Here is a 12,856-nt window from a genome sequence, read left to right as displayed (position 1 = left end):
CCCTACGATGAACGGATGGCACGGACACCGGACAGTTCGTCTCCGCACGTGGTCACCTACGACGGGCTGCCGGCATCCGCCGGCGGCGCGCACTCGCTGCGAGCCAAAGATCCCGACAAGGCATTTCGGCGGGTTCGGAGCTTCGTCGAGGAGTGCACCGCACAGGCGTCGCCCCCGTCGTGGGTGTTCCGGGTCGCGGCCGGTGGCCCACCCGCAGCGACCGAGCACCTCGTCGCCCTCGCCACCGACCGTTTCGGCGGCCCCCGTCACCGCGCGCGAACCCACACGGAATGGAATGTCGCGCCCGGCGCCGTGGACCACGCCCTCGACATGCTGGGAACCGCCGGGCCCGACGCGGTGACGAGCCACGGGCATTCGCTGGCCGCGCTGACCTGTGGCATGCGTGTCGATCTACTCGACCCGCTCGCCCGTGCCCCGTACCCCGACATCACCCCCGATGCCTTCGGCCGCTTCGCGGTCGACGGGTACGGCCGTCTGCTGGGCGCCTCCGGCGTTCGTGCAACCGTCGGCACCGCGGCGTCCTCGGTGTCGCTGTGGCTGAACCTGCCGGCCGACGACCGTCTGGCCCCAGCCGCGCGTCATCTGCAGGACCACCTGCCGTTTCGTCTGTCCGCGAAGCACTGGCGCCTCTGGCAACCGACGCGCAGCGGCGACGCATACCGCTCCACGAAGATCCCGTCGCCGGTGCACACCCGCGACTGATCCGCGCGTCGCGGTGTCCGGTCAGCGCCTGTTCTGCCGTTCCTGCGCGAGCGCGCGCTGCTTCACTGCCGTCTCCCGGTCCAGCCGAGCGAACACGAGATGCTGTTGCGCGTAGGTCCAGATGTTGTTGCTCACCCAGTACAGCAGGATCGCGATCATCAGGAACGGACCGCCTACGAGGACGCCGAGCGGGAACACCCAGAGCATAAGCTTGTTCATGATCGCGGTCTGCGGGTTCGCCGATGCGTCCGGCTCCTGCCTGGCGACGGAGGCACGCGCATTGAAGTGCGTGGCGAGCGACGCGATCACCATCAGCGGAATCGCCACGGCCGCGATCGTGGCCACGGTCGGCACGCCGCCGTGCGCCGCGAAGGACTCGAGGGTGCTCTGCGGAGAAGTGATCGCGGTCGAGATCGGTGCACCGAACAGGCGCGCGCTCAGGAACGACTGCACGTCGGCCGGACTGAAGATGTAGTTCGCGGTGTTCGCGTTGTCCTGCGCAGTCATCCCGAGCCCACCGTGACCGGTTCCGGTGCGGTTGAAGGACCGCAGCACGTGATAGAGCCCGACGAACACCGGCGCCTGCACCAGCATCGGAAGACAACCCATCAACGGGTTGAAGCCGTGTTCCTGCTGCAGTTTCTGCATCTCGAGCGCCATGCGCTGCCGGTCACCGGCGTACTTCTTCTGCAATGCCTTGATCTGCGGTTGCAACTCCCGCATCTGGAGGCCGGTCCGGATCTGTCGGATCGCGGGTCCGAGCAGCAGCAGACGCAGGGTGAAGACCAGGAACATCACCGCGAGCGCCCACGCGAAGCCGTTGTCCGGACCGAGTGCGGCGCCGAACGCTTTGTGCCAGAACCACAGAATCGCGGAGACGGGATAGTAGACGAAATCGAGCATCGAGCACCTCTTCGTCGCGTGACACGACGACGGGTCGTATCACGCGGGTGTTTGCCGCGCCGGGGTCCTTCGGATTGCCACGGGCGCTGGACGGACAGGGGTCATCTGTGCGGCACAGCGAAGCTATGCGGCGGCGAGAGCCTGTCCGGGTGCTCGGGGACGACGGGGACGGCCGGGGGTGTTCGGCGCGCTCTGCCTGCAGAACGCGCCACGCAGGTGCCGCTCCTCGCGCGGTGGTCCGGCGGCCGGCGCCGCCAACCGGTGCAGTTGCGACAGCGCACCGTCACCGCTGACCGCGAAGATCAGCGCGATCGCCAGAGCAGTGCCCGCGAGGGCGGCGGGACCGTCGACAGCCGTCGTCGCGATCACCAGGGTCAGCACGCCGACCCAGGTGAGCTGAACTGTGTTCAGCCTCTCCGCGAGTGCCGACCGGAACGGTGCCATGACAGGCACAGTACCGGCACGGCGCCCACCCGGTGTCGATGCTGCAACCATTCCCGCGACACGCGAACTCCGCACCCGTTCGCGGCGCTAGCGTTCGGGGGTATCGCGGCACCACCGTCGCGACACCGTTCCGCGGCAGACAGGGGACGACGGTGTCCACACGTGTTCTCTCGGACTCGACCTGCACCCACGTCGTCGACGTGGCCGCCGAGAGGGTCGACATCACCGACTGGCTGTTCTCGCTACCCGAGGCCGAGTACCGACGATGCTGTCCCCCGGACCACATCACGATCGGCGTCGGCACCGCCGAGGACGGGCATCCCCTGTCCATCGGTGTCGAGACGATCGGCGACGCACTCCTGATCCACCACTTCGCCACCGAGGTCGTCGAGCCTCACCACTGCCGGATGCTGTCGACGTCGGACGTCGTGTCCGCGGAAGGCCGGACGACGGTGGACGTGACCTGGGAGTTGCGGGCCCAGCCCACCGGCGACGGTCGGTGCACCGTCACCGACCGGATCCTCGTCACCCCGACCGGGGACTACTTTGCCTTCCTCGAACAACACGGGATCGTCTTCGAGGACGCAGCGGCCTCCTGCCACGCCGCGTGCGGTGACCACGTCCGACGCGAGACTCCTCTGCTCGCGGGCAGCATCGCCCGCCGGGCGTCGAACTCGAACGGGCGCCACGCCGCCGACTCCACTGCCCCCGGGAGGCTTCCGACGATCCCGGACAGCGACGGCGACACCGCGAAGGCCGTCGTCCGCCGGACCACCGAGCAGGTGCAGGGCGGCGGCGACTTCACAGTCTTCGACGAGCTGTTCGCCGACGACTACGTCGACCACACCCCGCAGCCGGGACTCACCCCCGACAAGTCCGGCACGAGACTGCTGTACCAGTCGATGCGCGCGGCCTTCCAGGACTTCCACGCCGAAATCCACTGGCAGTCGGTCGACGGTGACCTGGTGACCACCTACAAGACCTACCGCGGAACCCGACGGGGGACGTTCCCGGGCGTCGAACCCACCGGCCGCGCAGTCACGTTCGACACCGTGGACGTCATGCGGGTGCGTGGCGGCCGGATCGTCGAACATTGGGGTGCCGCCAACCTGCTGTCGCTGATGGACCAGCTCGGCTGAGTCGACATTCGGTCGCGGACGCGAAGTCGACCTGAGCCGCGCCGACGAGGCTCCACCGCCCACCTCACGCTGCCCTGGCATCACACACCTCCTATCGGCATCACACACCGAATGCGCACGGAACGGGTGTGTGAACCCGACAAGTCGTGTGTGACGCCGGCGGCAGCGAACTCAGGCCAGCGAACCCCGCGTCGTCACGACTTCGCCGCCGACCATCACGAGCGACGGCTGCGCCAGGACCTGCGGCCCGGTACGTGGATCCTGCTCGTACACAACCAGGTCCGCGGGTGCACCCACCGCCAGTCCCCCACCGCCGAGCCAGGCCTGCGCATTCCAGCACGCGGCTCCGAGGGCTTCGGTGGGTGTCATGCCGACCTTGCCGAGCGAGGCGACCTCGTCGGCGACGCGGCCGTGCCGGACGTGTCCGCCGGCGTCGGTACCCGCGTAGATCGGGATGCCGGCGTCGCGGGCGGCGCCGATGGTGTCGTTCACCCGCGCGTACAGGTCCCGCATGTGCGCGGCGTACACCGGGAAACGTGTTGCGCCGTCGGCGATCTCCGGGAAGTTGTCGATGTTGATCAGCGTCGGCACCAGGGCGGTGCCGCGCTCCGCCATCATCGCGATCGTGGCATCGGTCAGGCCGGTGCCGTGTTCGATGCAGTCGATCCCGGCATCGATCAAACCGGGGAGCGCGTCCTCGCCGAACACGTGCGCGGTGACGCGGGCGCCCTCACGGTGCGCGGCTTCGATCGCCTCGACGAGGATGCGGTCGCTCCACAACGGGGCCAGGTCACCGACCTCGCGGTCGATCCAGTCCCCCACCAGCTTCACCCAGCCGTCACCGGCACGGGCCTGCCGCACCACCTCGTCGGGCAGCTGCGACTCGTCCTCCAGGTCGACGGGCAGGCCGCGGATGTAGCGCTTGGGCGCGGCGATGTGCCGTCCGGCGCGGATGATCCGCGGCAGTCCGGGGACCTCGTCGAGCGAGCGGGTGTCCACCGGCGATCCGGCGTCGCGGACCAGCAGGACGCCGGCATCCCGCTCGATCCGGGCCTGCGCCAGCGCCCCGTCGAGGTCCTCGGCACCGCCGCCGTACCGAATCCCGATGTGGCAGTGCGCGTCGACGAGGCCGGGCAGGATCCAACCCTCGGTGCACAGGGTCTGTGCGTCCGGCACCGGCTCGTCGGTGAACTTGCCGTCCCGGATCCACAGCTCGAACGGCTGCTCGTCCGGCAGACCGGTGCCCCGCAGGTGGTAGGACGTCACGCGGGCCTACTTCTTGGGAAGCTTGAGCTGCGACAGGTCGATGCCGTCGAGACCCGGAGGCAACTGATCGAGGCCCTTGGGCATCTTCGACAGGTCCGGGAAGCCGGCCGGCATCCCGCCCGGCATGCCCGGCAGACCGCCCGGCATCCCGGGGAAGCCGCCCTTGATCTTCGGCTGCGTCGGGCCCTTGCCGCCTTTCTTGCCCTTCTTCCCCTTCTTGCCGCGCACCTGCTTGCGCGCGCCGGGCATGCCCATGCGGCCGGCCATCGCGGCCATCATCTTCCGTGCCTCGAAGAAACGGTCGACGAGCTGGTTGACGTCGGAGACCTTGACGCCCGAGCCGTTCGCGATGCGCAGGCGGCGCGACGCGTTGATGATCTTGGGGTTCTCGCGCTCCGCGGGCGTCATGCCGCGGATGATCGCCTGGATGCGGTCGAGCTGCTTCTCGTCGACGTTGGCGAGCGCGTCCTTCATCTGTCCGGCACCGGGCAGCATGCCCAGCAGGTTGCCGATCGGGCCCATCCTGCGGACGGCCATCATCTGCTCGAGGAAGTCCTCGAGGGTCAGCTCGCCCGAGCCGATCTTCGCGGCGGTGGCCTCGGCCTGCTGGGCGTCGAACACCTGCTCGGCCTGCTCGATGAGCGTGAGCACGTCGCCCATGCCGAGGATGCGGCTCGCCATGCGGTCCGGATGGAAGACGTCGAAGTCCTCGAGCTTCTCACCGGTCGACGCGAACAGGATCGGCTCGCCGGTGACCTCGCGGACGCTCAGCGCGGCACCACCGCGGGCGTCGCCGTCGAGCTTGGTGAGCACGACACCGGTGAAGCCGACACCCGACTTGAACGCCTCCGCGGTGTGCACCGCGTCCTGGCCGATCATGGCGTCGAGCACGAAGATCGTCTCGTCGGGCTGGACGGCGTCGCGGATGCCCGCGGCCTGCGCCATCAGCTCCTCGTCGATACCGAGGCGGCCGGCGGTGTCGACGATCACGACGTCGTACTGCTTGTTGCGGGCCTCTTCGACACCGGCGCGCGCGACCTCGACGGGGTCGGCGGCCGAGATGCCGAGCGGGTTCTCGCCACCGCCGATGGAGGTGCCGGGGTGCGGCGCGAACACGGCCGCGCCGGCGCGCTCACCGACGATCTGCAGCTGGCTGACGGCGCCGGGACGCTGGAGGTCACACGCGACGAGCAGCGGTGTGTGGCCCTGATCCTTCAGCCACTTGGCCAGCTTGCCGGCGAGGGTGGTCTTACCGGAGCCCTGCAGACCGGCCAGCATGATCACGGTCGGCGGCGTCTTCGCGAACTGCAGGCGTCGCGTCTCACCACCGAGGATGCCGACGAGTTCCTCGTTGACGATCTTGACGACCTGCTGCGCCGGGTTGAGCGCGGCCGAGACCTCGGCGCCCTTCGCGCGCTCCTTGATCTTGGCGATGAAGGTGCGGACGACGGGGAGCGCGACGTCGGCCTCGAGGAGCGCGAGACGGATCTCGCGGCACGTGGCGTCGATGTCGGCTCCGGAGAGTCGACCCTTGCCACGCAGATCCTTGAGGGCTCCGGTCAACCGGTCGGAAAGGGATTCGAACACCGAATGCGCTCCTGAGCTCTGTGCTGGTCCGCCCGCAGGCCGTGAATAATTCTCGGAACCAGGGTAACCGTTCCAGCGCCCGCATCCGCGCGGCAACCCCGGAGGCGCGCGGCCGGTCGACGGCTCACTCCGTCGCCGGTTCCTCCTTCTTCGGCTCCGGCGCCGGTACGACCGACAGGATCGCGTTCTCGATCTGCTCCCGGCGTGCCCGCGTGCCGCCGCCCTCCATGCTGATGCAGAACGCGTCGACCACCGACGATCCGAGCGTGCTCACCCGCGCCCAGCGCACGTCGGCACCGTTGCGTTCCAGGACCCGGGCCAGCCGGCTGAGCATTCCGAGCCGGTCCTCTGCCCGCAGTTCGACGATCGCGTCGCCCTGGGCGTCCTCCCCGCCCACCACGTCGAACCAGATCACCCGCGGAGGTGCCAGCGCGTACTGCACCGGCACGGCCGCGACCGTCCGATCCTCGAGCACCTGGTTCTCGCGCACTTCGCGTTCCTTGGCGTCGAGTTGCTCGAGCACGTCGATCTCGCCCGCCATCGCCCGGATCAGCTCCTGTCGCAGCAACCCCGCCTGGGGCGGCGCACCGAATCTCGGGGCCACGACGAACGAGTTGATCGCCGCGTCCCCGTGGCTGCCGAGCGAGGCCGACAACACCCGCAGGGAGCTGAGCGCCAGCACCCCCGCTTCGTGCGACAGCAGCCCGGGCGTGTCCGGGGCGACGACGGTCACCACATAGGTGTGCGCGGCGGTCCCCGGGTCGAGCGCGACGTGCACACCACCCTGCGTCGCGACATCGATGAGCGCCGGATCGATCGGGTCGGGTACCGGCAGCTGATCGCCGGCCATCGCGAGCCGGCAGCGGCGCACCAGCTCGCCGATGAGCGACGACTTCCAGTCGCCCCACACCCCCGGCCCGGTGGCGAGCGAATCCGCCTCCGCCAGCGCACTCAACAACTCCAGCAGCACATGGTCGCCGCCGAGTTTGTCGACGACCATCTGGACGGTCGCCGGATCGTCGAGGTCGCGGCGGGTGGCGGTCTGCGCCAACAGCAGGTGGTGACGCACCATGCCGGTCAACAAGGCGATGTCCGACGGCCACAGCCCGAGCCGGGCCCCGATCTGACCCGCCAGTTCCGCGCCGACGACGCTGTGGTCCCCGCCGCGTCCCTTGCCGATGTCGTGCAGGAGCGCACCGAGCACCAGCAGGTCGGGACGTGAGACCCGCGTCGTGAGGGCACCGGCCTGGGCGACGGTCTCGACGAGGTGCCGGTCGACGGTCCACGTGTGCACCGCGTCGCGCGGCGGCAGGTCGCGCACCGCGCCCCACTCGGGCAGCAGCCGGCCCCACAGACCGGTGCGGTCGAGCGCTTCGATCGTCGGGATCGCCCGATGACCGGAGCCGAGCAGCACCAGGAGGTCACCGAGCGCCCCCTTGGGCCACGGTTCGCGCAGCTCGGGCGCGCTGTCGGACAGTCGCCCCAGCGTGGACGCGGAGATCGGCAGTCCCGTCGACGCCGACGCCGCCGCAACCCGCACCACCAGACCGGGATCGCGCTTGGGTCGCGCATCGCGCGCCAGCACCAGCTCGCCCGACTGCTCCACGACCCCCTCGTCGATGGGCCGACGCAGCGGCACCCGTCGCAGCTTCGACAGCCCCTTGCGGGGCAGCGAGTTGCCGGCGGTGCGCAGACCCACGTCCACCGAGTACCCGATCGTGCGTGCGCAGTCGCTGAGCATTCGTGCGAGATCGAAGCGGTCTCCGATCCGCAGCGCCGCGCCGATCTCGTCGGCATCCTGCGCTCGCAGCTGGTCCCGCGAACGCCCGGCCACCCGATGCAGTTCGGTCCGGACGTCGAGCAGACGCCGGTGCGCCAGCGCGAGACCGCCACCGGGCGTGTCCGGACCGAGCCCGGGCATCCCGTCGGTGAGCTGTGCGATGGACAGCGCGTTGAGGAGCTGGACGTCCCTGAGGCCACCACGGCCGTTCTTGATGTCGGGCTCGGCGCGGTGCGCGATCTGGCCGCTCCGGGCCCAGCGCGCCTGCGCCTGCTCGACGAGTTCGTCGAATCGCGAACGGATCCCGGTACGCCACTGCCGGCGCACACCGCCGATGAGCAGGTGACTCAGCTCGACATCGCCGACGATGTGCCGGGCCTCGAGCATGCCGAGGGTGGCGGTGAGGTCGCTCGCGGCCACCTGGAGCGCCTGCGGCACCGTCCGCACACTGTGGTCGAGCTTGATGTGCGCGTCCCACAGCGGGTACCACAGCTGGTCGGCGACCTTGGCGACCAGCGCGGGGTCGACGTCATCGTGCAGCAGGATCAGGTCCAGGTCCGAGTACGGCATCATCTCGCGGCGGCCCAGGCCGCCGACCGCCACGATCGCGAAGCCCGAGTCCGGCCGGATGCCCAGCTCGTTTCCCTTTGTGGTGAGCCAGAACTCGTGCAGGTCGACCAGTGCGTGTCGCAGTGACGGTGCGTCGAGGCGGTGGTTCCGAGTACCTCCCGCCAGGAGCTGTTCCCGCGCCCGGGCCAGATCGCGCGCGTCGTCGGTGTGGTTGGCGTCGGGTCCGTCGGACCCGGACGGCCCCGACCCCGTCGCCGTGATGGCGACAGGATCAGGGCCGTCGAATCCGGACCCGCGAGGGTCAGATCGCATCCCCGCCCCGTTCTCCGGTACGTACCCGGACGACCGATTCGACCGGCGTGACCCAGACCTTTCCGTCACCGATCTTCCCCGTGCGGGCGGCCTCGACGATGACCTCGACGACCTTGTCGACTACCGAATCCTCGACAACGACCTCGACGCGAACCTTCGGGACGAAGTCGACCGAGTACTCGGCGCCCCGATAGACCTCGGTGTGCCCCTTCTGCCGCCCGTACCCCTGGACCTCGCTGACCGTCATACCGAGAACACCGGCCTGTTCGAGTCCGGTCTTGACGTCCTCGAGCGTGAACGGCTTGACGATTGCGGTGATCAGCTTCATGACTCATGCCTCCCTGGCGGCAACAGTTGCGGGCGCCGGTACGCGCCCCGGGACCGGGCTACCTGCAAGTGCGACGAAGTCGTAGGCGCTCTCGGCGTGTTCGGCCTCGTCCACGCCACGAGCCTCGGCCTCGGCGCTGACTCGCAGTCCGATCGTGACCTTCACGATAAGCGCGATGACGGCCGTAGCGATGCAGGAGTACACGAGCACGGCGCCCGCGCCGACCGCCTGACGCCACAGCTGGTCGAGTCCGCCGCCGTAGAACAGGCCGTTGACGCCGGCCGGTGCAGCCTCGGTCGCGACCAGGCCGACCAGCAGCGTTCCGACGAGACCACCGACCAGGTGGACGCCGACCACGTCGAGCGAATCGTCGTAGCCGAAGCGGTACTTCAGGCCGACGGCCAGGGCGCACAGTGCGCCGGCGACGACACCGATCACGATCGCGCCGACGACGTCGACGGACGAGCAGGCGGGGGTGATGGCGACCAGGCCGGCGACGATGCCCGACGCGCCACCGAGCGTGGTGGCGTGACCGTCGCGGATCTTCTCCACCAGCAACCAGGCCAGCATTGCGGCGCAGGTGGCGACGACGGTGGTGACGAACGCCGCAGCGGCGACGCCGTTGGAGCCGACAGCCGAGCCGGCGTTGAACCCGAACCATCCGAACCACAGCAGCGCGGCGCCGAGCATCACGAACGGCAGGTTGTGCGGACGGAAGGGCGTCTTGGGCCAGCCGCGACGCTTACCGAGCATGAGCGCGAGGACCAGACCTGCGACACCCGCGTTGATGTGGACGGCCGTGCCGCCGGCGAAGTCGATCGCGCCGAGCTTGTTGGCGATCCAACCGCCCGTCTCGGCGGTGACGCCGTCGAACGAGAACACCCAGTGCGCGACCGGGAAGTAGACGACCGTCGCCCACAGGCCGGCGAACAGCAGCCAGGCTCCGTACTTCATGCGATCGGCGACCGCGCCCGAGATCAGGGCGACCGTGATGATCGCGAACATCGCCTGGAAGGCGACGAACACCAGTGCCGGGATGGTGCCGACCAGCGGGATCGCGGCGGCCGTGCCGGCCTCGGCGTCACCGAGGTAGTCACCCCCGAACAATCCCTTCAGTCCGAAGAACTCCGTCGGATCCCCGATCAATCCGCCCTTGTCGTCACCGAACGCGATGGAATAGCCGAACAGCACCCACAACACGCCGACGACTCCCATCGCGCCGACGCTCATCATGATCATGTTCAGCACGCTCTTCGCGCGGACCATGCCGCCGTAGAAGAACGCGACGCCCGGAGTCATCAAGAGCACCAGCGCGGCGCTCATGAGCATCCACGCGGTGTCCCCGGTGTCCGGGGCTCCGATAGTGGGGAAATCCACGGTGAGCCTCCTCGTCAGTCTTGTCGTTCTGATCAGCAAGACTGCTCACCTGGTGTTTCATCCGTGGTTGCACAGCGTTTCGGATAGGTGAACGGATCGGCCGGTTGTGTTGCAGTCGGGTTTCGCGGTTGCGTTCACCCCGGATCGAAACTTCGTGAACCACCGCGAAGGTCGCGAAACGCCGCTGCCCGGCCCCTCGGACGAGGGACCGGGCAGCGATGGACGGAGCGTGCCGGTCAGCCCAGCAGCGCGTCGACGAAGGCCTCCGGCTCGAAGGGAGCGAGGTCGTCGGCGCCCTCGCCGAGACCGACGAGCTTCACCGGAACGCCCAGCTCGTGCTGGACCTGGAAGACGATGCCACCCTTGGCGGTGCCGTCGAGCTTGGTCAGCACGACGCCGGTGATGTCCACTACCTCGGCGAACACGCGGGCCTGCATCAGGCCGTTCTGTCCGACGGTGGCGTCGAGGACCAGCAGCACGTCGTCGACGGCCGCCTTCTTCTCGACCACGCGCTTGACCTTGCCCAGCTCGTCCATCAGGCCGGTCTTGGTGTGCAGACGACCGGCCGTGTCGATGAGCACGACGTCGACGCCGTCCTCGATGCCCTTGGCGACCGAATCGAACGCGATGGCCGCGGGGTCGCCGCCCTCGGGTCCGCGAACGACCTCGGCACCCACGCGCTCGGCCCATGTCTGCAACTGATCGGCCGCGGCCGCACGGAAGGTGTCGGCGGCGCCGAGCAGGACGCGTCGGCCGTCTGCGACGAGGACCCGGGCGAGTTTGCCGGTCGTGGTGGTCTTGCCGGTGCCGTTGACGCCGACGACGAGTAGCACGGCGGGATGATCGCCGTGCGGAAGGGCGCGGATCGAGCGATCCATCTCGGGACGCAACTCCTCGACGAGGACCTCGCGCAGGAGCGCCCGGGCCTCCGCCTCGGTGCGCACACCGCGGGACGCCATCTCCTCGCGCAGCCGCTCGACGACCTTGACGGTGGTGGCGGTGCCGAGATCGGCGATCAGCAGCGTGTCCTCGACCTCCTCCCACGAGTCCTCGTCCAGGTCGCCGCCACCGAGCAGGCCCAGCAGGCTCTTGCCGACGGCGTTCTGCGAGCGCGACAGCCGACCGCGCAGGCGATCGAGCCGGCCCGCGGTGGGCTCGATCTCCTCGATCGCGGGAGTGGGAGCAGCCTCCGGCTCGACCACCGGCTCCGGCTCGACCACCGGCTCCGGCTCGACGACGGGCTCCGGCGCGGCTTCCGGCTCGACGGCCGGCTCCGGCGCAGGCTCCGGCTCGACGACGGGCTCGGGTGCGGGTGCAGGTTCGACCACCGGCTCCGGCGGAGCCACCGGTTCGGGGGTGACGGGCTCGGGAGCGGCGGGAGCCTCCGGCTCGGCGACCGGCTCCGGGGTGACGGTGGGCTTCGCCTCCGGTACCGGCGTGGTCGGGGGAACCGGCGGCGCGACCGGGGGCTTGGGCGGCGCGACCGGGGGCTTGGGCGGAACGACCGGCGGCTTGGGCGCGGCCGGCGGCACCTTGGGCGGCGCGGTGGCCGACGGCCCCTGGCTGAAGTTGAAGCCGCCACCGGCTTGGTATCCGCCCGAACGGTCCTTCGGCTGCTCCGTCAGCTCGGGCTTCTCGGGCGCCGCGGTGAGGCTGATGCGGCGACGGCGGGCCAGGGTCAGGCCGACGACGAGCGCCACGACGAGGACGGCCAGTACGGCCGCTATTGCTATCCAGGCTCCGGTAGTCACACCGACATCCTGTCAGGCTGCCCGCGTCCGTGACGCCTCCGGGCAAGTCCGGCGGGGCGTGGCGAGATCGGTCCGTGACACCCGAGGAGCGGCTCCTCGGGTGTCACGTCGGGCCGTCAGAGCAGGGCGGCGATCTCGTCGGCGATCTGCTCCGGGGTGACGGTCGGCTCGAAGCGGCGAACGACCTCGCCGTCCCGGTCGACGAGGAACTTCGTGAAGTTCCACTTGACCTCGTCGGTGCCGATCGCCTCGGGGCGGGTCTTGCTGACGTGCTCGTAGAGGAAGCCGTGGTCCGGGCCGAAGTCACCGGGGGCCTGCGCGCGCAGGTACTGGTACAGCGGGTGTGCGTCGTCGCCGTTGACCTCGAGCTTGGCGTACACCGGGAAGGTGACGTTGTAGTTGACGCTGCAGAACTGCTGGATCTCGGCGTCGTCGCCCGGCTCCTGGTCGCCGAACTGGTTGCACGGGAAGCCGACGACCTGCAGGCCCTTGTCCTTGTTGGCGCGGTGCAGCGCCTCGAGGCCCTCGTACTGCGGCGTGAGGCCGCACTTGCTCGCCACGTTGACGATCAGCAGCAACTTGCCCTTGTGGGCGCTGAGATCCTCGGTGGCGCCGTCGGCGGTCTGGACGGGGAAGTTGTGGGCGTTCATCGATGGTTCTCCCATGTAGTTCGGTG

At 69.6% G+C, this 12,856-nt stretch carries 10 protein-coding genes and 1 pseudogene; 2 read left to right on the top strand and 9 right to left on the bottom strand.

Annotated features, from left to right (window positions below):
- Nucleotides 1–15: 15 nt before the first annotated feature.
- Nucleotides 16–723 carry a hypothetical protein gene (locus PSS76_RS09130; RefSeq protein WP_041674317.1) on the top strand — a complete coding sequence of 236 codons (708 nt, stop codon included), beginning with the start codon at nucleotides 16–18 and terminating at the stop codon, nucleotides 721–723.
- A gap of 44 nt (nucleotides 724–767) precedes the next feature.
- Here the strand turns inward: PSS76_RS09130 and yidC are convergent.
- Together yidC and PSS76_RS09120 are read right to left on the bottom strand one after the other, a co-directional pair.
- Nucleotides 768–1,626, bottom strand: a pseudogene (gene yidC, locus PSS76_RS09125) (membrane protein insertase YidC); the annotation flags it as partial.
- A 123-nt stretch (nucleotides 1,627–1,749) separates the two neighbouring features.
- A complete protein-coding gene (locus PSS76_RS09120) occupies nucleotides 1,750–2,070 on the bottom strand; it encodes a DUF6412 domain-containing protein (protein ID WP_084844501.1) in 321 nt (106 codons plus the stop codon).
- A 152-nt stretch (nucleotides 2,071–2,222) separates the two neighbouring features.
- On the opposite strand from PSS76_RS09120, the gene PSS76_RS09115 reads away from it, so the two are divergent.
- Nucleotides 2,223–3,209, top strand: coding sequence for an ester cyclase (locus PSS76_RS09115; protein ID WP_337456121.1), 987 nt, complete (start codon nucleotides 2,223–2,225; stop codon nucleotides 3,207–3,209).
- Nucleotides 3,210–3,380: 171 nt separating this feature from the next.
- Here the strand turns inward: PSS76_RS09115 and PSS76_RS09110 are convergent, their stop codons facing one another.
- The 7 genes from PSS76_RS09110 to PSS76_RS09080 all read right to left on the bottom strand — a co-directional run bounded on the left by PSS76_RS09110 (nucleotide 3,381) and on the right by PSS76_RS09080 (nucleotide 12,830).
- Nucleotides 3,381–4,475, bottom strand: coding sequence for an amidohydrolase family protein (locus tag PSS76_RS09110; protein ID WP_084844500.1), 1,095 nt, complete (start codon nucleotides 4,473–4,475; stop codon nucleotides 3,381–3,383).
- 6 nt (nucleotides 4,476–4,481) lie between these two features.
- A complete protein-coding gene (ffh, locus tag PSS76_RS09105) occupies nucleotides 4,482–6,062 on the bottom strand; it encodes a signal recognition particle protein (protein WP_013416574.1) in 1,581 nt (526 codons plus the stop codon).
- 124 nt (nucleotides 6,063–6,186) lie between these two features.
- On the bottom strand, nucleotides 6,187–8,724 hold the full coding sequence (locus tag PSS76_RS09100; protein ID WP_005512104.1) for a [protein-PII] uridylyltransferase: 2,538 nt from the start codon (nucleotides 8,722–8,724) through the stop codon (nucleotides 6,187–6,189).
- The gene (locus PSS76_RS09095; protein ID WP_005512103.1) at nucleotides 8,714–9,052 is read right to left on the bottom strand and encodes a P-II family nitrogen regulator; all 339 of its coding nucleotides are present in this window, start codon (nucleotides 9,050–9,052) and stop codon (nucleotides 8,714–8,716) included. The genes PSS76_RS09100 and PSS76_RS09095 overlap by 11 nt, the downstream gene beginning before the upstream one ends.
- Before the next feature lie 3 nt (nucleotides 9,053–9,055).
- Nucleotides 9,056–10,429: an ammonium transporter gene (locus PSS76_RS09090; RefSeq protein ID WP_013416576.1), complete on the bottom strand. Its 1,374-nt coding sequence runs from the start codon at nucleotides 10,427–10,429 to the stop codon at nucleotides 9,056–9,058.
- 236 nt (nucleotides 10,430–10,665) lie between these two features.
- Nucleotides 10,666–12,180, bottom strand: coding sequence for a signal recognition particle-docking protein FtsY (gene ftsY, locus PSS76_RS09085; protein ID WP_221285548.1), 1,515 nt, complete (start codon nucleotides 12,178–12,180; stop codon nucleotides 10,666–10,668).
- Nucleotides 12,181–12,296: 116 nt separating this feature from the next.
- Nucleotides 12,297–12,830, bottom strand: a complete 534-nt coding sequence (locus PSS76_RS09080; RefSeq protein WP_013416577.1) for a glutathione peroxidase — start codon at nucleotides 12,828–12,830, stop codon at nucleotides 12,297–12,299.
- Between the last annotated feature and the right edge of the window lie 26 nt (nucleotides 12,831–12,856).

It is taken from the genome of Prescottella sp. D32 (assembly GCF_037287305.1).
Taxonomy (GTDB): domain Bacteria; phylum Actinomycetota; class Actinomycetes; order Mycobacteriales; family Mycobacteriaceae; genus Prescottella; species Prescottella equi.
The sequence above is the reverse complement of the archived record's forward strand: the minus strand, read 5'-3'. Positions and strand labels throughout refer to the sequence as shown.

Excerpts from the sequence above, each read along its gene's own strand:
- PSS76_RS09130 (WP_041674317.1), top strand. The coding sequence starts at position 16 with ATGGCACGGACACCGGACAGTTCGTCTCCGCACGTGGTCACCTACGAC.
- PSS76_RS09120 (WP_084844501.1), bottom strand. The coding sequence starts at position 2,070 with ATGGCACCGTTCCGGTCGGCACTCGCGGAGAGGCTGAACACAGTTCAG.
- PSS76_RS09100 (WP_005512104.1), bottom strand. The coding sequence starts at position 8,724 with ATGCGATCTGACCCTCGCGGGTCCGGATTCGACGGCCCTGATCCTGTC.
- PSS76_RS09095 (WP_005512103.1), bottom strand. The coding sequence starts at position 9,052 with ATGAAGCTGATCACCGCAATCGTCAAGCCGTTCACGCTCGAGGACGTC.
- PSS76_RS09080 (WP_013416577.1), bottom strand. The coding sequence starts at position 12,830 with ATGAACGCCCACAACTTCCCCGTCCAGACCGCCGACGGCGCCACCGAG.